We start from the raw sequence: 21,169 nt of genomic DNA, 5'->3' as shown, positions 1-21,169 counted from the left end.
GGGCGTTGATGAATACTTTACCCATTGAGGAAATCCTGCCTGAGCTTAAAGCCGTACTTAGCTTGCCGGGAAACGCGGTCCTTGTAGCACCACCCGGCTCAGGCAAGACAACCCGCATTCCGTTGGCGCTGTTGAATGAGCCATGGCTAAAGGGGCGGCGCATCCTGCTGCTGGAGCCAAGGCGCTTAGCCGCTCGTGCTGCTGCGCGTTATATGGCCCGGCTGCTGGGAGAGCAACCCGGTGAAACGGTAGGCTACCGGGTTCGGCTGGACAGCTGTGTTGGTCCCAAAACACGTATCGAAGTCATTACCGAAGGTATTCTTACCAGAATGCTGCAAAGCGACCAGGCGTTAGATGGCGTAGGGCTGATACTATTTGATGAATTCCATGAACGGAGTCTGCAGGCAGACCTCGGCTTAGCGCTGGCGCTGGAAGCGCAGGCGGTACTTAGAGAAGATTTGCGTCTGCTGATTATGTCGGCAACGCTTGCCGCTGAGCCGGTAGCTGCCTTGCTTGGCAATGCGCCGGTTCTTAGGAGTAATGGCCGGGTTTTTCCGGTGGAGACTCATTATCTAGAACGGCGAACAGCAAGCCAACTGGAGCATATTGTTGCGCAAACGGTGTTTACCTCACTTGCTGGAAACAGTGGTGATGTATTGGTGTTTTTGCCGGGAGCCGGCGAGATTCGCCGGGTTCAGGCTGAGTTAAGCGCAAATGGCATAACAAAACAGGCGCGAGTTGCGCCGCTTTATGGTAATCTGCCGCCAGCCGCTCAGGATGCGGCTCTTTTACCCAGTACGGATGGGATGCGGAAAGTCATATTGGCTACCTCGATTGCCGAGACCAGCCTTACGGTGGAGGGGGTAGGCACAGTCATTGACAGCGGGTTGATGCGTGTGCCAAAGTATTCGTCCCGTACCGGGCTAACACGCTTGGAAACGGTAAGGGTTTCCCGTCAGGCAGCCGAGCAGCGGCGCGGCCGTGCCGGACGGCTGGGTCCGGGTAGTTGCTACCGGCTTTGGACCAGACAGGAGGATTTGTATTTAGAATCCAGCAATACGCCGGAAATTTTAGCCGCCGATTTGACACCACTTGCTTTGGAGCTGGCTGCCTGGGGAGTGAATGACCCTCAGCAGCTGTTATGGCTGGATATACCGCCGGCAGCGGCATTTTTGCAGGCGCAGGCACTGCTGGTGAAGCTGGGGGCGTTGGAAACAGGTGGCAGTATTACTGCCCATGGGCGGTTGATGGTTCAGTCAGGCTTGCACCCGCGCTTGGCCCATATGATCATCAGAGCGAAAGAAGCGGGTTTGGGTAACCTGGCCTGTGAACTTGCGGCTATTTTACATGAACGGGATTTTTTGCAAGGCAATGGCAATAGAACTGATGTTGATTTGCGGCTGCGGCTGGAGGCTGTGCGTGAAGCGGCAAGCGGCAAGTATCCTGAGGAGTCGCTGCTCCGGCGCATTAAGGCCGAAAGTGAAAGGTTAAAACAGGATTTTTCCATTCACCGTAACCGGCAGGAGACGGTGGAAGCTTGCGGCTTGGTACTGGCTTTTGCCTATCCGGACAGAATTGGACAATTGCGGAGTGGCGGCCGGTTCCTGTTGGAGAATGGGCGTGGTGCCGGCATGCATGAATTACAGCCTTTGGCGCATAGTCCGTATATCGTAGCCGCCGATCTTGATGGGCAAGGGACCGACAGCCGGATTTTTTTGGCTGCGCCGATAGATTATGAACAGATAAGGCGCTATTTTAGCCGGCAGATAGCAGCCGGGACCAATGTCGCCTGGGATGCAGCCGCCCAGGCAGTACGGGCAAAAAGCTATGAGCGGCTTGGTGCCATCCTGTTAAAGGAAAGTCCTTGTGCCAATCCTGACTGGGACGGCGTTATGGCAGCCCTGCTGAGCGGCATTGCCCTTGAGGGCTTGAGCATCCTGCCCTGGACCAAAGCGGCACAGCAATTGCGTCAACGCTTGTTATTTGCTGGGCAGCAGACGGAAGGCTGGCCTGACGTTTCTGACGAAAAGCTGCTTGCTACCTTGGAAAACTGGCTTGGACCGTATGTCTACGGTCTAACGAGCCGGGCAGAACTGGCGAAACTCAATGTAGCTGCCATTTTAGAAAATCTGCTTACCTGGCAGCAGCGTCAGGAGCTTGATGAGTATGCGCCTACCCATGTGGTTGTGCCCAGCGGCCGGCAGATTGCCATAAATTATAGCAATCCGCTATGCCCTATACTGGCGGTAAAACTTCAGGAGCTATTTGGGCTTAAAGAAACTCCGTGTATTGCCGGGGGGAAAGTCGCGTTGACCTTGGAACTGCTGTCACCGGCGCAGCGCCCGGTTCAGGTAACCCGGGATTTAGCCAGCTTTTGGTGTACTACATACTTTGAAGTCAAAAAGGATTTAATGGGACGTTACCCCAAGCATTATTGGCCGGATGACCCGGCAACGGCAGTTCCAACCCACCGGATCAGGCCAGGAAAATTATGAAATGTTGTCAGAAATATGTCAGCAAGAAAAGTGATTTGGGATGCTTGACATAAATATGGTGGTATGATAGAATAAATTCTGTCGTTAGCGGCACTGGATATGGTGGCTGTGGTGAAGCGGTTAACACGCCGGATTGTGGCTCCGGTATTCGAGGGTTCGATCCCCTTCAGTCACCCCAATAATCTTGTTAGTAGGGGCGTAGCCAAGTCGGTAAGGCAACGGACTTTGACTCCGTCATGCGTTGGTTCGAGTCCAGCCGCCCCTGCCATAAGCAGAGAACCAGGTTTTTAGGAACGATAGTGACGCGAAAACCTGTGTGAATCGCTTAGTTCCGAGCGTTAGTAAGGAACTTATTTAAAGATGTCGACCCACTAGCTCAGTCGGTAGAGCACCTGACTTTTAATCAGGGTGTCCCGCGTTCGAGTCGCGGGTGGGTCACCATAATGCGGGAGTGGCGGAATTGGCAGACGCACCAGACTTAGGATCTGGCGGGTGACCGTGGGGGTTCAAGTCCCTTCTCCCGCACCAAATCAAACAAAAAGACTTTCAGGCTTTGACCTGAGAGTCTTTTTGTATATAGTATATATTAGAAACTATAAATTTTCAGCTGACAATTTGCAGTCAATGAATATAATTTCCGCTTATCAAGACATCCGCGCTTTGGATAATGCAGAAAATCAAATGGGATCATCGAATTAGAACGGAGAAAGGAGGAGAATGGCTTATGGGGGAGTTAACAAAATTGCCGAATATTGCTGCCAAGTTGGAAGCGCAGCTTGCGGATGTGGGTATTACTACCGAGGAAGAGTTAAGAAACACAGGTAGCCGTGAAGCATGGCTACGCATCCTTGCCCGTGACCCGTCCGCTTGCATTATGCGGCTTTCAGCGCTGGAGGGTGCAATTCAAGGAATGCGCTGGCATTACCTTGATGACGAGACGAAAAAGTCGCTTAAGGCGTTTTATCACATGCATAAGGGCAAATAGATATGTGCATTCTTTGCCGGCCACGATGGCCACGATATAGAAGCTATGCTGGTGATTAAAGTGCCCCCTCTTCAAATAATTTAATTGTTATTGTCCTATGATAATTATTATTCATTCTTATAACATATGTTTCCACAAAAATAAAGATATATATATCCTTCAGGCTGGACAATAATAAGAAGCATGGAGGGGATCAACTTTGACCAGTCAGCGAAAAGTCGCTTTGGCATTGACGGGAATATTTCTGGCACTTTTCATTGTTATCATCATCGGGGTGCTGGAACAGGGACGGTATGATTATGCGAAAAATATTGCAATCAAAGCAGCTCTATGGGTAATTTATACTTTTTTAGAAATGAAATATAATGTTCAATTAAGTAATTACATCCGGGTGTTGGTAATGGCAGTGCTTCTCAGTGACAGTTTTGCCGGGCTATATTTAAATTTGTATGCCACGTCGGCGATTTTTGATAAAATTCAGCATGTATTTGGAAGCTACGCCTTTTCGTTATTTGTTTACACTCTTATTTGTACGTTAACCCGGCCTGTTATAAACCGGGCCTTTAGCTTATTTTTTATTATTTCCCTGGGGCTAAGTATTGGTGCAATCTATGAAATTGGTGAATTCATAGGAGATGCGACTATGCGGCCGGCAATTCCCAGTCAGCCCAGTCTGCTTGATACCAACCTTGATTTACTGGCAGATTTGGGAGGGGCACTTCTCGCAGCTATTCATATAGCCATTGTTCTGACATATAATCGTACCCCTCCGGTCAGGTAGGAATACATATGTATTACATACAGCAGAGAAGAGTACCATTACGGTACCCTTCTCTCTATACTTATAACGGGTTGCAGGGGCGGTGAGCAGGCCGGCACGGACGCGGGGAACATTGCTGAGGGCTGCATTGCTGAGGACTGCAATGCCTTGGGCTACATTGTTGAGGGCTGCATTGCTGCGGACTACATTGCTGAGGTCTGCATTGTTGCGGATTGCACTGTGATGGTCTGCACTGCCTTGGGCTGCATTGCCATGGCCTGCATTGTTGCTGCGGAAAACAAAAATGCGGACGGCATTGGCGGGGAGAACAAGGCGCCCAGGAGGGGCGGCAGCCGATTTGCTGATTTGGTCGACAGGGGTTCCAAGCAGGATTGCAGCTTATACGTTCAGTATTTTCGTCTTCTTCAAATTCGTCATCCATATCTTCCATTTCCGGGGTTTCCCATTTCGGGTCCATATATTTGTCATCATACATTTTCATCTATCCTCCCAGTTTCCTGTGTATGGGTTATAGGAGCAGTCGGCAGGGGCGGCTTGCCAGGACTTCTTTGGGTCCTGGCCTTGGGCTAACGGGCGGCAGTCGGCGCAGGCAAAGCGGTATTCGCAATCCTGGCATTTACTGATACAGTCCTTTGTGGTTTGCCAGCAGGTGGTCAGCGGTTGGCCGGCAAGTATGGCAGCAAGTGATGTGTTCAATATGTTTCCGCAAACTTGATCGCGGGCAAAGATGCAGGGAATGACATCGCCGGTGGACGTTATGGCCAGCCGGCCTGCTAAACAGCTATGGAAATGCTGCGCTTTTCCAAATGTTTCAGGGTCGGTAAAGAAGGGGGGCTTAATGGCCGGTTTGCTGTAGGCTTGGGGCAGCAGTTCCAGGTTATCACCGCGTCCGGTAGGACGGATGACATCGGGTGGCACAGGCTCAACCCCAAGGTCGGTCAAAAGTTTCACAATATTTTCTGCTTCTTGTTCATTGGCTTTCATAATAATAGACGCAATACGCAGCGGCAGCCCCTTGGCCAGAATTTTTTGAATGGCAGACATAGTTTTGTCAAAACTGCCGGGATGCTGGGTAACCTTATCATGAACTGCGGAATTGTCGGCATAGATAGTGGTGGCAATGCTGACAGAATGCTGTTTAAAAAAGTCAATACAGTCATCATCCACAAGTGTGGCATTGGTAAATATCTCAACCAATTCATAGTTTTCCTCACGGGCCTTGATGATTAATTCTCGCCACCTTGGGTACAACAACGGTTCGCCGCCAATAAGCTGAATGCCGTAGGCGCCTGCCAGCCGGGCTTCGGTAATTAATTCAAGCCAGCGGGTATGTGGCATACAGCCTGCCGCCGTGTGCGGACTGCTGGCTGAATAGCAATGTAAGCAGCGGTTGTTGCAGGTTGAGGTAAGCTCAAGCCAGATATACTCAAGTGTAGGCTGGTACGGCTGGATGGGGCATGTTCGTTTTCCGGCGGGAAGTTCGTTGTATATTGCACCAAGCCCTTTGGTTGTCAATTTATCAAGAAATGATAAGTACCGCTTGCCGTCAACTGAGTTGACATCCATTATTTCTTCTAATGCCGAGCTTTCGCACGCCTTGAGCAGTTCTACTGCTCCCCGGTTGATAGAATACACTCGGCCTGAGGAAAAGTCGTAGATAGCACCGCGTGCTTTCCCTTCTATCAAGACACTTTCGGCTTTCAAATGGTAATACAACCGGACGCCTCCTTTAGCGTAGCTTTGCTTATCCTGAGTAGGCTTGTTCAGGATAATTTGCGGCTTGTGTTGTCACCACAGGTTTGGCACAAGCCGTGTTTTTGTGTTTATACATAATATGCAAGCCGATAGATAGGTGCTAGTTTCAATTGTAAAATATACAGCATGCTGCGGAGCATTTTATTGGTGGGAAGAGGATTGTTTAACAGAATAGATTGATTAATGTTGACAGATAATAATTTATGGTTTATAATCAATTTCGTTGTTAGCACAATGATGCGGAAGTAGCTCAGCGGTAGAGCATCGCCTTGCCAAGGCGAGGGTCGCGAGTTCGAATCTCGTTTTCCGCTCCATACGCACAAAAACCCAGCACTTTTGGCTGGGTTTTTTGCTCATATCTTGTCTTTGATATTTACTTGTGGTATGATATTATTCATGACATTGCTGCATTTATGGATACTGGCTGGATTTTTTAATGGGAATACTAGAGAAACCATAAAGTTTATGTCAATAATGGGAATACTGTGATAATGGACTAGTGCTGCATTCAGTGATGTTATGAAGTATAGCTCCGAGAATTTTTGTTGTCAGGCGCGGCGGAGGAGCCGCACATATCGGACATATGTAAGGCGACGATAAAGTAAACACGGTTTGTGCCGAGCGATAGCGACAGCAGAAACCGATGTTGCCCTTATGCACCTGTGGGCCAACAAAGCCTGGCGGCAAAAAGGCCGGTGATATACTTCGTGTTATCGCTGGATGCAGCACTCGGTTGACAGTGAATAAGCTGTGTCAGCAGTTAATTTAATAAGGGGGAAATACATAAATGAAGGTAACAGCGGAAAGAATAGACAATCATAAAACAGTACTCAATCTTGAAGTTCCACAGGCTGAGGTGGCAAAGGCTCTGGAAAAGGCTTACCGCAAATTAGCCAACCAAGTTAATATCCCCGGTTTCCGTAAAGGCAAGGCTCCGCGCAAGGTTATTGAAATGCGTATCGGCAAAGAAGCACTTTTGGATGAAGCTTTTGAAATCCTGGCTCCTGAAGCCTATGGCAAAGCACTGGCTGAACAGGAAATAGACCCTGTTGGCCGTCCGGAAATTGAGGTTGTTACCCTAGCGGAAGATCAGCCGTTAGTATTTAAAGCCACTGTTGTTAAAAAACCTGAAGTAACTTTGGGTCAGTATAAAGAGCTTGCCATTGGAAAAACTGTCGCAGAAGTTACTGAAGCCGACATAGACAGTGAAATTGAGAAAAACCGCAGCCGTAATGCTAAGATGGTCGTAGTGGAAGATGCTGAACTTAAGCAGGGAGATTTAGCGATCATTGACTTTAAAGGTTTTATTGACGGTGTTCCGTTTGAAGGCGGCGAAGGCAAAAGCTACCCGCTGGAAATCGGTTCCGGCAGTTTTATCCCCGGGTTTGAAGACCAACTGGTAGGCGCTAAATCCGGTGAAGAACGCGAAGTAAAAGTATCTTTCCCGGAAGACTATTTTGTTGCTGAACTGGCAGGGAAGGAAGCTGCCTTTACCGTAAATATTCATGACATCAAACGCAAGGAATTGCCGGAGCTTGATGATGAATTTGCCAAAGAAACCAGTGAGTTTGATACTTTGGCGGAATTAAAAGCCGATATTAAGAATAGGTTAGAACAGGCTGCTGAAGCAAAGGCAGAACGTGAGTTCCGTACGGCAGCCATAAAAACTGCTGTTGACAATGCTTCACTTGATGTTCCCGAAGTAATGATTGAGAATCAAATTGACACCATGATTCAGGATTTTGATATCAACTTGCAGCAACGTGGTATGAAACTTGATAAATATCTTGAATATACTAAAATGGATATGGCTGCTTTGCGCAATAACTACCGTGACTCTGCATTATATAATGTTAAAACCGACCTGGTATTGGAAGCCATTGTTAAAGCGGAAGGTCTCACGGCCAATCCGGAAGAAATGCAGCAGGAAATTGCGTCTATGGCGGCGAATTATCAAACTACGGCCGAAGAAATTGTCAAAGTCATTCGTCAAACCGGCCGGTTCCAGGCACTGCAAGATTCAGTTTTACGTAAAAAAGCTGCCCAGCTTGTAATTGACGGCGTAGCAAAATAAATTTTTGAGTTTGAGGTGATTTGTCATGCCTTATGTGCCAATTGTAGTAGAGCAGTCTAACCGCGGTGAGCGGGCCTATGATATTTACTCGCGGTTATTAAAGGACCGCATCGTATTTATTGGTGGACCAATTGATGACAATGTGGCTAACCTGGTAATTGCTCAGCTGCTGTTTTTAGAATCAGAAGATCCGGATAAGGACATCCATATTTACATTAACAGTCCCGGGGGAGTGGTAACGGCTGCCCTGGCAATGTATGATACCATGCAATATGTTAAGCCGGATGTATCCACGATTTGCATAGGTCAGGCTGCCAGCGCCGGTGCGCTTCTCTTGGCTGCCGGGGCTAAAGGTAAGCGGTATGCGCTTCCTAATTCCCGGATTATGATTCATCAGCCGCTTGGCGGTGCCCAAGGGCAGGCCACCGACATTGAAATTCATGCCCGGGAAATACTTCGCATGCGTGAACATTTAAACGAAATTCTTGTTCACCATACCGGTCAATCTATGGAAAAAATCCAGAACGATACCGAACGGGATTTCTTCATGTCCAGTGAGCAGGCGAAAGAATACGGCCTTATTGACGCAGTAGTAGTGCGGGGTGACAGACACAAGGAGACTCCCAAGTAGAGAGGTGGTAATATGTTGAAATTTGGGGATGACAGGGGTCAACTAAAATGTTCCTTTTGCGGCAAACTGCAGGAACAAGTAAAAAAGCTTGTTGCCGGGCCAGGTGTATATATATGTGATGAATGTATCGAACTTTGCAATGAAATCATTGAGGAAGAACTGAGTGAAGATTTGGATGTCGAACTCAGAGATGTTCCTAAGCCCAAAGAAATAAATGATATTCTTGATCAGTATGTCATTGGTCAGGAAGAAGCAAAGAAATCACTGGCCGTAGCCGTGTACAATCATTATAAACGAATTAACCTTGGCGCAAAAATGGATGATGTCGAATTGCAAAAGTCCAACATCATCATGCTTGGGCCGACCGGCAGCGGCAAGACGCTGTTGGCGCAAACCCTGGCCAAGATTCTTAATGTTCCCTTTGCTGTAGCTGACGCTACCTCATTGACGGAAGCCGGTTATGTGGGCGAGGATGTCGAGAACATTCTCTTAAAACTTATTCAGGCAGCCGATTATGATGTTGAAAAGGCCGAAAAGGGCATTGTTTATATTGATGAAATTGATAAAATTGCCCGCAAATCAGAAAACCCCTCAATTACCCGTGATGTTTCCGGTGAGGGAGTGCAGCAAGCTCTCCTGAAAATTCTTGAAGGTACGGTAGCCAGTGTACCGCCGCAAGGTGGACGCAAACATCCTCATCAGGAATTCATTCAAATTGACACTACAAATATTCTTTTTATCTGCGGCGGTGCCTTTGACGGCATTGATAAGATCATTAGTTCCAGAACAGGCAAAAAGTCTATGGGCTTTGGTGCCGAAGTCCGCAGCAAAGAGAAAAAGCAATTGGGTGAAATGCTCAAGAGCATTCTGCCTGAAGATCTCCTCAAATTTGGACTAATTCCTGAATTTGTTGGACGTCTTCCGGTAATTGTTACCTTGGATGCATTGGATGAAGCTGCTCTTGTACGCATTCTGATTGAGCCAAAGAATGCGCTTGTTAAGCAATATCAAAAATTCCTGGAAATTGATAATGTCCAGCTTGAATTTAAAGAAGATGCGCTAAGTGCTATTGCTGCCGAAGCTTTAAAACGCAATACCGGGGCAAGGGGACTTAGGGCGATCATTGAAGGTATTATGCGGAATGTGATGTATGATATTCCGTCACGTACCGATATTGCCAAATGCATTGTCACCAAAGAGGTTATTTTGAATAAAGAAGAACCGATACTGGTGGCTGCCGAACGCAAAACAAAGAAAAAAGAAGAATCTGCTTAACCGATAAAAGGAGCCTAAGGCTCCTTTTTTTTATATATTCAGCTTTGCTTGCCGGGTTTTGCCAGGATAAAATAGTGTACATTGCCTATACTAGACTCATGATAAAGCTACAAGACTTAAAAATTTTGCCCGGGGAAGGAGGTTCATTGAATTTTGGATTATGCTGTCAATCTTATTACTGTCATTCAACTGTTTTTTGCCGTGGTTATTGGGCTCTATTTCTGGAACCTGCTTAAATCACAGCAAGGAAACAAGATAGCCGTAGAGCGCGAATCCAGAAAAGAAATGGACAAACTGCAAAAAATGCGGGAGATATCCTTAACCGAACCACTAGCGGAAAAAACCCGGCCAACCGACTTTTCGGAAATCGTTGGCCAGGAAGAAGGCCTGAAAGCCCTTCGGGCTGCCTTATGTGGCGCCAACCCACAGCATGTATTGATCTATGGTCCGCCAGGTGTGGGTAAAACAGCGGCCGCGCGGTTAGTTCTCAACGAAGCCAGGCGAAATAGTTATTCGCCCTTTAATGTTGCGGCTAAGTTTATCGAGCTTGATGCCACAACAGCCAGATTTGACGAGCGGGGTATTGCAGACCCGCTTATTGGCACCGTACATGACCCTATTTATCAAGGCGCTGGTCAGTTAGGGATGGCCGGCATTCCTCAGCCAAAAGCCGGAGCCGTAACCAAAGCGCATGGCGGCGTATTGTTTATTGATGAAATTGGCGAGCTTCATCATATCCAGATGAATAAATTACTAAAGGTATTGGAAGACCGTAAAGTTTTCCTGGATAGCTCCTATTATAATAGTGAGGACGGTAACATACCACAACATATACATGACATATTTCAAAATGGGCTGCCGGCAGACTTTAGACTCATTGGGGCTACCACCCGGATGCCGCAAGATATTCCGCCAGCTATCCGCTCCCGGTGTGTAGAAATATTTTTCCGGCCGCTATTGCCTGATGAAATTGCCAATGTGGCCTTAAATGCGGCAAAAAAGATTAACTATACCCTGGAGCAGGGTGCGTTGGATGTCATTAAGCAATTTGCCACTAACGGGCGGGAAGCCGTAAATATCATTCAGATTGCGGCCGGTATTGTGCAAAGCACTGGCAAAGGCGAGCGAAGCATTGCCCAGGCTGATGCGGAATGGGTCATAAATTTTGGTCAGTACAACCCGCGGCCTGAGAAAAAGGTTTCCCTTACTCCCCAAGTTGGTGTGGTTAACGGTCTGGCTGTATATGGTTCCAATATCGGTATGCTTATGGAGCTCGAAGTAACGGCTGTGCCTAATAATTATGGTACCGGCAAGCTAACCGTTACCGGCGTTATTGAAGAAGAAGAAATGGGTTCGCCCGGCAGGGTCGTGCGCCGCAAAAGCATGGCAAAAGGGTCACTGGATAATGTACTTACTGTATTGGCCAAAATGTGTGGTATTGAATATCATAGATATGACATCCATGTAAATTTTCCTGGTGGTGTTCCCGTAGATGGTCCGTCAGCCGGAGTGACGGTGGCTACCGCTATTTATTCGGCTGTTAATAACATACCCATTGACAATACTGTTGCGATGACAGGTGAAATCTCTATCCGCGGGTTAGTAAAGCCGGTCGGCGGAGTGAGTTCGAAGGTAGCAGCCGCTAAGCAGGCTGGTGCGCGGCGGGTGATTATTCCTGCGGAAAATTGGCAGGGACTCTACAAGAATATGGAGATTGAAGTCATTCCTGTCGAAACCTTCGAAGAAGTATTGAAGCATGCCGTAATCAAGACCGGAGATGTGCTGCGGCAGGATGTAACGGTAACTATGCCGGAGGTATTGGCTGCTGCCGGTGTCGATAAAGTATAAATTTATACCAGTGCTAGCCGGGTTGCTAAACCCGGCCTATATTTATTGAGGAATAAAAGGATTTTTAGTGGTTGCTTTAGAATATTTTACATAGCGGTGTTGAAACTACTAAATGACCACTAAGATAATACCGCAAGGTTACCGAAGGGAGGAAGCTATATTGGCAGATAAACGCCGTATAATACCACTTTTGCCATTAAGAGGTATATTAGTTTTTCCATACATGATTATTCATCTGGATGTTGGCCGGGAAAAATCTATCAGTGCTTTGGAAGAGGCAATGGTGCAGGATCGTCTGATTATGCTGGCTACACAAAAGGATGCCCAAACCGACGCGCCGCAGCCTGAAGATATTTTTTCAGTGGGTACTGTTGCCGAAATTAAGCAGCTTTTGAAATTGCCGGGGGGAACCATCCGGGTATTGGTCGAAGGCTTGTACCGTGGTGAAATTGAAGAATTTATCAGCTTTGATCCTTACTATCAGGTTCAGATTAACGAATTTACCGAAGTTGAACCTAAAACACCGGAGGTTGAAGCGCTTACACGCACAGCAATTAATCAATTTGAACAATGGGTTAAGCTGAGCAAGAAGATACCGCCCGAAACCCTGGTATCAGTCGTTGTTGTAGAAGAACCCGGCCGCCTGACTGACCTTATTGCCAGTCATCTGGCACTCAAAATTGAAGATAAGCAAACCCTGCTGGAGGCAGTAGAAATTAAAGACCGGCTGGAACGGTTATGTGAGATCCTTGGCCGCGAAATGGAAATTCTTGAACTGGAGAAGAAAATCCATGTCCGGGTTCGCAAGCAAATGGAGAAAACCCAAAAAGAATATTATTTGCGTGAACAACTCAAAGCTATTCAAAAAGAATTAGGCGAAAAAGATGAGCGCACCGCCGAAGTAGAGGAATACAGGCAGCGGGTCAAAGAACAAAACCTGCCCAAAGAAGTAGAAGAAAAAATCAATAAAGAAATCGACCGTCTGGAAAAAATGCCCCCGATGGTAGCGGAAAGCGGTGTTATCCGCACCTACCTTGACTGGCTGTTAACGCTGCCCTGGACTACGGAAACCGATGACCGGCTGGATATTAGTGTTGCCGAGGAAATCCTTGACGAAGATCATTATGGCTTGGAAAAAGTCAAAGAACGTATTTTAGAATATCTGTCAATCCGTAAGTTGACAGAAAAAATGAAAGGCCCCATTTTATGTCTTGTTGGTCCGCCGGGTGTCGGGAAGACATCGTTAGCCCGTTCTATCGCCAGGGCTATGGAACGGAAGTTTGTCCGCGTTTCGTTAGGCGGAGTTCGTGATGAAGCGGAAATAAGAGGTCATCGCCGGACCTATGTGGGCGCGCTTCCGGGACGCATTATTCAGGGTATGCGGACTGTAGGCTCAAAAAATCCTGTGTTTCTCTTGGATGAAATTGATAAAATGAATGCCGACTTCCGGGGCGACCCGTCATCTGCTTTGCTGGAAGTGCTTGACCCGGAACAGAATAATACCTTCAGCGACCATTATATTGAACTGCCATATGATTTATCCCGGGTACTCTGGGTAGTTACAGCTAATGTCATGCATAATATTCCGAGACCCTTGTTAGACCGTATGGAAGTTATCAGCATTGCCGGCTATACTGAGGAAGAAAAAATAGAGATCGCCAAACGGTATCTTATTCCCAAGCAAACAACCGATCATGGTCTCACACCGCAGCAAATTTCATTTTCAGAAGGAACTATCGCCAAAATTATTCGTGACTATACTCGCGAGGCGGGTGTACGGAATCTTGAGCGCAATATTGCCAATCTCTGCCGCAAAGCGGCGCGCAAAATTGTTCAAGACCAGGGACCTGTTATTAAGATTACGGCTCAGAACCTGCATACTTTTCTGGGAGCCACCAAATACCGTCATGCTCAGGCCGAGAAAGACAGCCAGGTGGGAGTAGCCACCGGCCTTGCCTGGACGGAAGTTGGCGGTGATGTGCTGGCTGTTGAGATTTCCACCATGAAAGGCAAAGGCAAGCTGACTTTGACAGGCCAGTTAGGCGATGTAATGCAAGAATCTGCGCAAGCCGGCTTCAGTTATATTCGTTCACGGGCAAAAGAACTGGGCATTGAAGAAGATTTTCATGAAAAGCTGGATATTCACATCCATCTGCCCGAAGGCGCCATTCCCAAAGACGGTCCGTCTGCCGGCATTACCATGGCAACTGCGGTCGCATCAGCACTGACCGGTAAACCTATCAGGAGCGATGTTGCCATGACTGGAGAAATAACTCTTCGCGGCAGGGTGTTGCCTGTCGGCGGCATTAAGGAAAAAGTCCTTGCCGCTCACCGGGCGGGAATAAAAACAGTCATGCTGCCCAAAGAAAACAAGCGTGATATTGATGAAATTCCGGCAAACGTCAAACGGAATCTTGCCTTTGTGCTTGTTGAACACATGGATGAAGTGCTGCAAACAGCAATGGTGAAAGAGTAATGGCAGATACGACCAGTTTTAATATTACCCATGCCAGTTATGCCGCCACTGCTGTTAATTCCAGTCAATATCCTGAAGGCGAGCTTACGGAGATAGCTTTCATTGGGCGCTCTAATGTCGGCAAATCGTCGCTGATTAACTCCTTGTGCCGTCACAATGGCCTGGCCCGTACCAGCGGGACGCCCGGCAAAACCCAGACCATTAATTACTTTCGCCTTACAGGCAAGCTGTCAGATCAATCACGGCTGGAGTTTATGCTGGTCGATCTGCCTGGCTATGGTTATGCCAAAAGAGCACAATCAGCCAGAGCAACCTGGTCTAAATTTATTGAGGAATATTGGCTAAAGTCAACGCGCCTTAAGTTGGTATGCCAATTAATTGATCTGCGTCATCCGCCAATGGAGAGTGATATTAACGTCTATCATTGGCTGATAGAACATGGCCTCAATGTTCAAGTGGTAGCCACTAAAGCCGATAAAATTTCCAAGAGCCGCATCCAGCAGCATATTCAGGTTATTACGCAAGGGATTAATATGGGTCAACTCCATCCGGGAGGCCGTATTATACCCTACTCAGCAGTAACTAACGCCGGCCGGGATGAACTTCTTGACGTTATTAAGAATATTTTGCTAAAATAGGGATATCACACGGAGGGGACAGTCAGCCGGCTGTCCCTTTACTTATATTCAAAGTTGGGAGGACACATATGCTAACCCCTTTTGATAAAGAGCTGCTTAATATTATCCAAACCAGACTGCCGCTGGAATCACGGCCCTATGCGAAGGTAGCGCAATGGTTAGAGGTTGAGGAGAGTACGGTGCTGGAACGATTAAACTGGCTCAAAGACAATGGCTACATAAGGCGATTTGGCGCTTTTTTTGACTCGGCCTGCCTGGGGTATGTCAGCACGCTGGCAGCTGTCAAAGTCCGTCCCGAGCAGGTTGCCGCCGTTGCTCAGGCTGTAAATGCTTATAGTGGTGTAACCCATAACTACGAACGGGAAAGTGAATATAATCTTTGGTTTACCCTGCTTACCGCCGATCAGGCTGAGCAGGACCGCGTTCTGGCAGCTATCCGCAGTTTGCCGGGGGTTGAGGGTTTACTCAGTCTGCCTGCCATCGAAAAATATAAGGTAAGTGTGGAATTTAGTTTGTAATTCTTCCTGTGGAATAGAACTGTTTTAACTCAGAGATCAAACAACCTGCGAGGTGTTATATGTTAGATAATCTGGACAAAAAACTAATTGCCGTTTTGCAAGGTGACTTTCCGTTGGTGCCTGAACCCTACAAAGTGTTGGCGGCAAAAGTCGGTATTAGTGAACAGGAATTGCTGGCAAGACTGGCTGCCTATCGTCAATCAGGGCGGTTGCGCAAAATGGGAGCCGTATTGCGTCACCGGGAAGTCGGGTATGCCGCTAATGCGTTGGGTGTCTGGAATGTGCCGGAAGCACGTCTTGCCGCGGTTGGGCAGTTAATGTCAGGCTACCGGGCGGTTACCCATTGTTATTCCCGGATTTCACTGCCGGAATGGCCTTATAACTTTTACACCATGCTCCATGCCCATACGCGCGAGGAGTGCCGGGCTTTAGCCGAGACACTGGCTCAAGCCGCGGGACTGGAGCATTACATGCTGCTATTCAGTACACGCGAGTGGAAAAAAACCAGTATGAGTTATTTCCCTGAATATGCGAAGGAGAGTGGCGGAAGTGGTGGATAAAGTTCTTAGAAACTTTGAGGATATACTAAACGCGGTAAAAGATAAGGCTCCTAAGCGGGTAGCTGTCGCTGTGGCCCAGGATGATGCGATTATGGAAGCCGTTCAGGGAGCGCGTGAACAAAAAATTGCTGAGTTTATACTGGTCGGAGACAGGGAGAAAGTTCATGAAACTGCCGGTAAACTTGGTGTTAGCCTGGAGGATGTGCAGATAATACACGAGCCGGATGACCGCAAGGCGGCGTACCGGGCGGTTGCTTTGGTATCCGGCGGCCAAGCCGATGTATTGATGAAGGGTCTGATTAATACTGCTGATTTATTAAGAGCAGTGCTTGATAAAGAAATTGGCTTACGCACAGGCAGAGTGCTTAGTCACACGGCGGTCTACGAACTGCCGGGATTTGACCGTTTACTGATGGTAACTGACGGCGGAATGAATATTGCGCCAACTTTGCAGCAGAAAGCAGATATTATTCAAAACAGCGTTCAATTAGCCAGGGTGCTTGGAATCAGTCCGGCCAAAGTAGCCGTATTGGCTGCTGTTGAAGTGATTAACCCCGACATGCCGGCCACCTTGGAAGCGGCTGCGCTTACCAAAATGGCAGACCGTGGGCAGATTAAAGGCGCCATTGTTGATGGACCGCTGGCGCTTGATAATGCTATTAGCCTGGAAGCCGCCAGCCACAAAGGGATTAAAAGTCCGGTTGCCGGCATGGCCGATATTTTAGTTACCCCAGATATTGTGGCAGGTAATATCCTGGGAAAATCACTGGTCTATATTGCAAAAGGCAAAATTGCCGGTTTGGTTTTGGGAGCCGCTAAGCCAGTTGTGGTCACTTCACGGGCAGACACCCATGAAGCGAAATTGATGTCAATTGCTCTAGGGGCATTGCTTGGCTGAAAAAACAGCGCTTATTGCGCTGTTTTTTATTTTTAAAGATAAGGGCAACTTTTGCTTCCATTGCCAGCCTAAGCCATTGGTTTCTTTGTGTTAGAAAAAACAGCATTTTTCCCTAAAAAATGATAATACTAGCTTTAATTCATCAAAAATCGACATGCATAAAAAAGGTATTTTTGTAAAAATAAAAAATTAATAAAAATTTGCAAATATTTAAATAAATACAGCAGGAATTTGTTGGCGTGAGTAGAATATCATCAGAGGTAAGGTGGTCAGACCACCTGCCCGCAATACCATATTATGGAAAACAAAAAATGGATTGAAGGGCAAAAAAAAATTGCGCAAAGGAGGTGAAATTAAAGAAAAATACGTGAACTCAGCTATAGAGATAAAAAAAAAACCCAAACTAAAAAAGGGGTGTAAATTATGACGTGGACACAAATCTATGACCCAATGGGCAGTTTAGCTTTATCGGCATTTATGGCAGCAATCCCGATGATTATTATCTTCTATTTGCTGGCCATCCGCCGGGCACCAGGTCAAATTGCCGGAGGTGCCGCGGTAGCTTCGGCAGTACTTGTGGCAGTGCTGGTATACAAGATGCCTGTTGCCGCAGCGCTTACTGCTACCGGAATGGGCGCTCTGTATGGTGTATTCCCCATCTTCTGGATCGTTATAACCGCAATTTTCATTTACAATATGACCGTCGAAACCGGTCAATTTGAAATAATTAAGAACTCAATCGCCTCTATTACCGATGATCGCCGCTTGCAAGCACTGCTCATAGCTTTTGCTTTCGGCGCTTTCCTTGAAGGGGCTGCCGGTTTTGGTACACCTGTTGCTATTTCGGCAGGTATGCTGGTAGGTCTTGGTTTTAATCCGCTTTATGCTGCCGGCCTCTGCTTGATTGCCAACACGGCACCGGTTGCTTTCGGTGGTATCGGTATTCCTATTATCGTTGCCGGTCAGGTAACAGGTCTTGATACCATGAAAATCAGCCAAATGGTTGGCCGTCAATTACCTTTCCTCTCAGTAATCATTCCTATTTGGCTTGTTGTGCTGATGTCTGGCTGGAAATCCACTATGGAAATATTGCCTGCCTGTTTGGTAGCCGGTATCTCCTTCGCGTCAGTCCAATGGTTTTCCTCCAACTTCATCGGACCAGAGCTTCCCGATATTCTATCCGCATTAGCGACCATGGTTGCACTGTATCTTTTCCTCAAAGTCTGGAAACCTGCTAAAACCTGGCGTTTCGCTGATGAAAAAGCTGCCGCTACTACTATGGCTAATGTGCCTAAGTATAGTACCGGCACTGTTTTAAAAGCATGGTCACCATTTATTATCCTTACCGTTATGGTTATCCTCTGGGGCCTGAAACCTATTCAGGTAGTTATTGATTCTGTAACTCTCAAATTCCTTGTCCCAGGTCTTGATAAAGTCGTTATGCAAGTAGCGCCAATTGCCAAGCAACCGACTGCCATGGCTGCTCTTTATAAAATCAACTGGATGAGCGCAGCCGGTACCGCCCTCTTCATTGCCAGCATAATCTCAGCTATGATTCTGGGTGTTGGTCCTTCCCGCTTTGTTAGCATATTTGCTAAAACCTTTAAACAGTTAACCAAACCGCTTATCACTATTCCTTGTGTTCTTGGTCTTGCTTATGTTATGAACTACTCGGGCATGAGCTCCACTTTAGGCCTGTTCTTAGCTGGTACTGGTGGTCTCTTCCCCTTCTTCTCCGCTTTCCTTGGCTGGCTGGGCGTTTTCCTGACAGGCTCGGATACTTCGGCTAATGCATTGTTCGGCAATCTCCAGGCCGTTACCGCCCAACAAGTGGGTATGGATCCTGTTTTGGCTGTTGCCGCTAACTCATCAGGTGGTGTCACCGGTAAGATGATTTCGCCGCAGAGTATTGCTGTTGCAACTGCTGCAACCGGACTTGTCGGTAAAGAAGGCGATTTGTTCAGCTTTACCGTAATGCATTCTCTCGTATTGGCTATTATCGTCGGTTTAATGACTTATGCGCAGGCATATTTCTTAACCTGGATGATTCCTTAGGAGAAATGTCGCTGTAGAAAGAATCAGGATTTTAGTCCGGGATATAGAAATGCTATATTCTGGGTAAGATATGGGGGTGGGAATTTATATTCCCACCCCTAATCTTATTTGGTCAGCTTACATGTTTCTTAGAATATGGACACAAACTTAGTATAACCGTTATGACAGATACATGTTTCCGTAGATTGACTGTTGTCCATAGGTGTTTTATGCGCCGTGGGCGGCAGTCAGGCTACGGCCTGACTAAGAGAGGCTCAGCCGGGATGGCTGACAGCCCGGAAGGTTACATATTTTGAGGAGGTGCTCTTATGGCCGAAGTTTCACTGCAAGGTGAACAAAGAGTATTCATGACAGGCAATGAGGTGTGTGCCTGGGCTGCGGTAGCAGCTAAAGCCGATATTATGTATGGCTACCCGATCACACCGCAGAATGAGATTATGCATTATTGGACAAGGCTTGCTCCTAAGTACGGGAAACGCTTCCTGCAAACCGAAGACGAAATTTCCGCCGGCTTCACTACTCTTGGCGGTGTAATGACAGGCAGGAAGGCATTTACCGCAACCGCAGGTCCTGGCAACGTGCTCATGCAAGAGTCTGCCGGTATGGCTGAAATGATGCGTCTGCCGATTGTCTATATAATTCAGCAGCGGGGCGGCCCCTCAACGGCAACCGTTATCTATGCCCAGCAAGAGACCATTCTGACAACTTTCGGCGGTAATGGCGAGGGGCATCGTATTGTCTACTCGACTGCTACCCATCAGGAACTGTTTGATTATACCATTAAGGCTTTTAATTCGGCCTGGAAATATCGTTTTCCGGCATTTGTCCTGGGTGACGGCTATCAGGCTAAAATGCGTGAGCCCCTGACTATCTACGACCCTGCTGAAAAAGGCGTGGCTTTAGTGAAGCCTAAGCCCCTCCTTGGGGATACTGAAAACCCGGGACGCACAATCAAGCATCTTCGCAACACGTATAACACGGAAGATGAGTTGTATGAAGTCGTAATGAAGAATCAGCATGATTGGGATAAGATGGCTGAAGAAGTGGTTGAATGGGATGCCAGAGGCTGTGAAGATGCGGAAGTGATTTTTCTCACCCATGGCATTGTATCGCGCGCCGCACTGACTGCTTATAACCAACTGCGTGCCAAAGGCGAGAAGGTTGGTTATTTCCGTCCGATTACCGTTCGTCCCTTCCCGGGCAAACAACTGCAAGAGGCAATAAAAGGTGCCAAGAAATTGCTGGTCGCCGAATCGGCGTACGGTCAGTTATTGAAACTTGTTCAACATGAGATATTCGGCAGCACAATTGAAATTGTCCCCATGCTGCGTCCCGGTGTTGGCATCACTACCGAAGAAATGCTTGAAGCGTATAACAAACTGTAGATTTAGGAGGGAGGACTACCATGCAAGAACTTAAAGAAAATAACGTTCTTCAGCCGGCTATGCCTGCCAGTTGGAATGAAGAAACAAAAGCACATAAATTTTGTCCCGGCTGCGGCCATGGAATTATTCTGAAATGCCTTGGTGAGGCCATTGACGAATTAGGTATTAAGGAAAAAATGGTTTTTGGCTGTGATATCGGTTGTTCACTCTTGGCCTGGGATTTCTTCAATGTTGATACAGTACAGACCCACCATGGCCGCACTACCCCGGTAATTACCGGAATGAAGCGTGCCAATACCGACATTATCGGCGTTGCTTACATGGGTGATGGCGGCGGGTATGCTATCGGCTCGCAACATCTTTTCAATGCTGCGGTTCGCGGCGAGAAGATTACCATTATCCTGTGCAATAATGGTAACTATGGTATGACAGGCGGCCAAATGGCGCCAACTACCCTGCCTGGCATGAAAACCGAAACCACTCCGTATGGGCGCGATATAGAACAAACCGGGCATCCTACCAAAGGGCCTGAAATGGTGGCTGCCGTAGCGCCGGAGGGTGCTTATGTCGCCCGCGGTACAGTGGCCAACCCACGCCAGCTCAAAGGTTTTATTAAAAAAGCCCTCCAAAATCAAATGGATGGCAATGGTCTGTCTTTTGTAGAATGTCTGGCCGGCTGTCCGACCAACTGGCGTACCAATGCCAAACAGACCTGGGAGTTTATCGAGAAAGATATGGCAGCGTATTACAAAGTCGGCGAGCTTAAGACGCCGCAAGCAAAGGAGGGCTAAGTTG

At 47.5% G+C, this 21,169-nt stretch carries 16 protein-coding genes and 5 tRNA genes; 20 read left to right on the top strand and 1 reads right to left on the bottom strand.

From position 1 onward, the window contains the following. The first annotated feature begins 8 nt into the window (after positions 1 to 8). The 7 genes from hrpB to GT1_RS03000 all read left to right on the top strand — a co-directional run bounded on the left by hrpB (position 9) and on the right by GT1_RS03000 (position 4,261). Entirely contained in the window at positions 9 to 2,495 is a 2,487-nt protein-coding gene (gene hrpB / locus GT1_RS03030; RefSeq protein WP_188397258.1) for an ATP-dependent helicase HrpB, read from the top strand. 102 nt (positions 2,496 to 2,597) lie between these two features. Then, positions 2,598 to 2,673: transfer RNA gene (locus GT1_RS03025), tRNA-His, on the top strand. 14 nt (positions 2,674 to 2,687) lie between these two features. Beyond that, a tRNA-Gln gene (locus GT1_RS03020) sits at positions 2,688 to 2,763 on the top strand. A gap of 97 nt (positions 2,764 to 2,860) precedes the next feature. Further along, positions 2,861 to 2,936: transfer RNA gene (locus GT1_RS03015), tRNA-Lys, on the top strand. Between the two features lie 4 nt (positions 2,937 to 2,940). Beyond that, positions 2,941 to 3,023, top strand: a tRNA-Leu gene (locus GT1_RS03010). A gap of 196 nt (positions 3,024 to 3,219) precedes the next feature. Continuing rightward, the gene (locus GT1_RS03005; protein WP_188397256.1) at positions 3,220 to 3,480 is read left to right on the top strand and encodes a TfoX/Sxy family protein; all 261 of its coding nucleotides are present in this window, start codon (positions 3,220 to 3,222) and stop codon (positions 3,478 to 3,480) included. Between the two features lie 199 nt (positions 3,481 to 3,679). Next, positions 3,680 to 4,261, top strand: coding sequence for a hypothetical protein (locus GT1_RS03000; protein WP_188397255.1), 582 nt, complete (start codon positions 3,680 to 3,682; stop codon positions 4,259 to 4,261). 477 nt (positions 4,262 to 4,738) lie between these two features. Here GT1_RS03000 and GT1_RS02995 read toward each other — a convergent pair whose 3' ends face one another. After that, complete coding sequence (locus GT1_RS02995) at positions 4,739 to 5,977, bottom strand: radical SAM protein (protein ID WP_188397253.1); 1,239 nt, start codon at positions 5,975 to 5,977, stop codon at positions 4,739 to 4,741. Between the two features lie 278 nt (positions 5,978 to 6,255). On the opposite strand from GT1_RS02995, the gene GT1_RS02990 reads away from it, so the two are divergent. From GT1_RS02990 to GT1_RS02930, 13 genes are all read left to right on the top strand, one after another. Beyond that, positions 6,256 to 6,330, top strand: a tRNA-Gly gene (locus tag GT1_RS02990). 473 nt (positions 6,331 to 6,803) lie between these two features. After that, positions 6,804 to 8,090, top strand: coding sequence for a trigger factor (tig, locus tag GT1_RS02985; protein ID WP_188397250.1), 1,287 nt, complete (start codon positions 6,804 to 6,806; stop codon positions 8,088 to 8,090). Between the two features lie 25 nt (positions 8,091 to 8,115). Continuing rightward, complete coding sequence (gene clpP, locus GT1_RS02980) at positions 8,116 to 8,721, top strand: ATP-dependent Clp endopeptidase proteolytic subunit ClpP (RefSeq protein ID WP_075754405.1); 606 nt, start codon at positions 8,116 to 8,118, stop codon at positions 8,719 to 8,721. Positions 8,722 to 8,733: 12 nt separating this feature from the next. After that, a complete protein-coding gene (clpX, locus tag GT1_RS02975; protein WP_075754407.1) occupies positions 8,734 to 9,996 on the top strand; it encodes an ATP-dependent Clp protease ATP-binding subunit ClpX in 1,263 nt (420 codons plus the stop codon). A gap of 153 nt (positions 9,997 to 10,149) precedes the next feature. Next, complete coding sequence (gene lonB, locus GT1_RS02970; RefSeq protein WP_188397248.1) at positions 10,150 to 11,844, top strand: ATP-dependent protease LonB; 1,695 nt, start codon at positions 10,150 to 10,152, stop codon at positions 11,842 to 11,844. A gap of 223 nt (positions 11,845 to 12,067) precedes the next feature. Further along, a complete protein-coding gene (gene lon, locus GT1_RS02965; protein WP_373325867.1) occupies positions 12,068 to 14,320 on the top strand; it encodes an endopeptidase La in 2,253 nt (750 codons plus the stop codon). Continuing rightward, positions 14,320 to 14,958 (top strand): ribosome biogenesis GTP-binding protein YihA/YsxC, encoded by a 639-nt coding sequence (yihA, locus tag GT1_RS02960; RefSeq protein ID WP_188397246.1) that lies wholly within the window; start codon positions 14,320 to 14,322, stop codon positions 14,956 to 14,958. Before lon ends, yihA begins: the two co-directional genes overlap by 1 nt. Before the next feature lie 68 nt (positions 14,959 to 15,026). Further along, positions 15,027 to 15,476 carry an Lrp/AsnC family transcriptional regulator gene (locus GT1_RS02955; protein ID WP_188397244.1) on the top strand — a complete coding sequence of 150 codons (450 nt, stop codon included), beginning with the start codon at positions 15,027 to 15,029 and terminating at the stop codon, positions 15,474 to 15,476. Positions 15,477 to 15,535: 59 nt separating this feature from the next. After that, positions 15,536 to 16,036, top strand: coding sequence for an AsnC family transcriptional regulator (locus GT1_RS02950; RefSeq protein WP_075754417.1), 501 nt, complete (start codon positions 15,536 to 15,538; stop codon positions 16,034 to 16,036). Beyond that, complete coding sequence (gene ptb / locus GT1_RS02945) at positions 16,026 to 16,934, top strand: phosphate butyryltransferase (RefSeq protein ID WP_304626296.1); 909 nt, start codon at positions 16,026 to 16,028, stop codon at positions 16,932 to 16,934. The genes GT1_RS02950 and ptb overlap by 11 nt, the downstream gene beginning before the upstream one ends. Positions 16,935 to 17,357: 423 nt before the next feature. Then, positions 17,358 to 18,989, top strand: coding sequence for an L-lactate permease (locus GT1_RS02940; protein WP_188397240.1), 1,632 nt, complete (start codon positions 17,358 to 17,360; stop codon positions 18,987 to 18,989). A gap of 308 nt (positions 18,990 to 19,297) precedes the next feature. After that, on the top strand, positions 19,298 to 20,374 hold the full coding sequence (locus GT1_RS02935; protein ID WP_188397238.1) for a ferredoxin oxidoreductase: 1,077 nt from the start codon (positions 19,298 to 19,300) through the stop codon (positions 20,372 to 20,374). 20 nt (positions 20,375 to 20,394) lie between these two features. Then, positions 20,395 to 21,165 (top strand): thiamine pyrophosphate-dependent enzyme, encoded by a 771-nt coding sequence (locus GT1_RS02930; RefSeq protein WP_188397236.1) that lies wholly within the window; start codon positions 20,395 to 20,397, stop codon positions 21,163 to 21,165. Positions 21,166 to 21,169: the final 4 nt, after the last annotated feature.

This window comes from Sporomusa sp. GT1 (assembly GCF_014634905.1).
Taxonomy (GTDB): domain Bacteria; phylum Bacillota; class Negativicutes; order Sporomusales; family Sporomusaceae; genus Sporomusa; species Sporomusa sphaeroides.
Note: the sequence above shows the minus strand (reverse complement) of the source record. Positions and strands in the feature narration are given on the sequence as shown.

Coding starts and splice junctions, on each gene's coding strand:
- hrpB (WP_188397258.1), top strand. CDS start 9: ATGAATACTTTACCCATTGAGGAAATCCTGCCTGAGCTTAAAGCCGTA.
- GT1_RS03005 (WP_188397256.1), top strand. CDS start 3,220: ATGGGGGAGTTAACAAAATTGCCGAATATTGCTGCCAAGTTGGAAGCG.
- tig (WP_188397250.1), top strand. CDS start 6,804: ATGAAGGTAACAGCGGAAAGAATAGACAATCATAAAACAGTACTCAAT.
- clpP (WP_075754405.1), top strand. CDS start 8,116: ATGCCTTATGTGCCAATTGTAGTAGAGCAGTCTAACCGCGGTGAGCGG.
- clpX (WP_075754407.1), top strand. CDS start 8,734: ATGTTGAAATTTGGGGATGACAGGGGTCAACTAAAATGTTCCTTTTGC.
- lon (WP_373325867.1), top strand. CDS start 12,068: ATGATTATTCATCTGGATGTTGGCCGGGAAAAATCTATCAGTGCTTTG.
- yihA (WP_188397246.1), top strand. CDS start 14,320: ATGGCAGATACGACCAGTTTTAATATTACCCATGCCAGTTATGCCGCC.
- GT1_RS02955 (WP_188397244.1), top strand. CDS start 15,027: ATGCTAACCCCTTTTGATAAAGAGCTGCTTAATATTATCCAAACCAGA.
- GT1_RS02950 (WP_075754417.1), top strand. CDS start 15,536: ATGTTAGATAATCTGGACAAAAAACTAATTGCCGTTTTGCAAGGTGAC.
- GT1_RS02940 (WP_188397240.1), top strand. CDS start 17,358: ATGACGTGGACACAAATCTATGACCCAATGGGCAGTTTAGCTTTATCG.
- GT1_RS02935 (WP_188397238.1), top strand. CDS start 19,298: ATGGCCGAAGTTTCACTGCAAGGTGAACAAAGAGTATTCATGACAGGC.
- GT1_RS02930 (WP_188397236.1), top strand. CDS start 20,395: ATGCAAGAACTTAAAGAAAATAACGTTCTTCAGCCGGCTATGCCTGCC.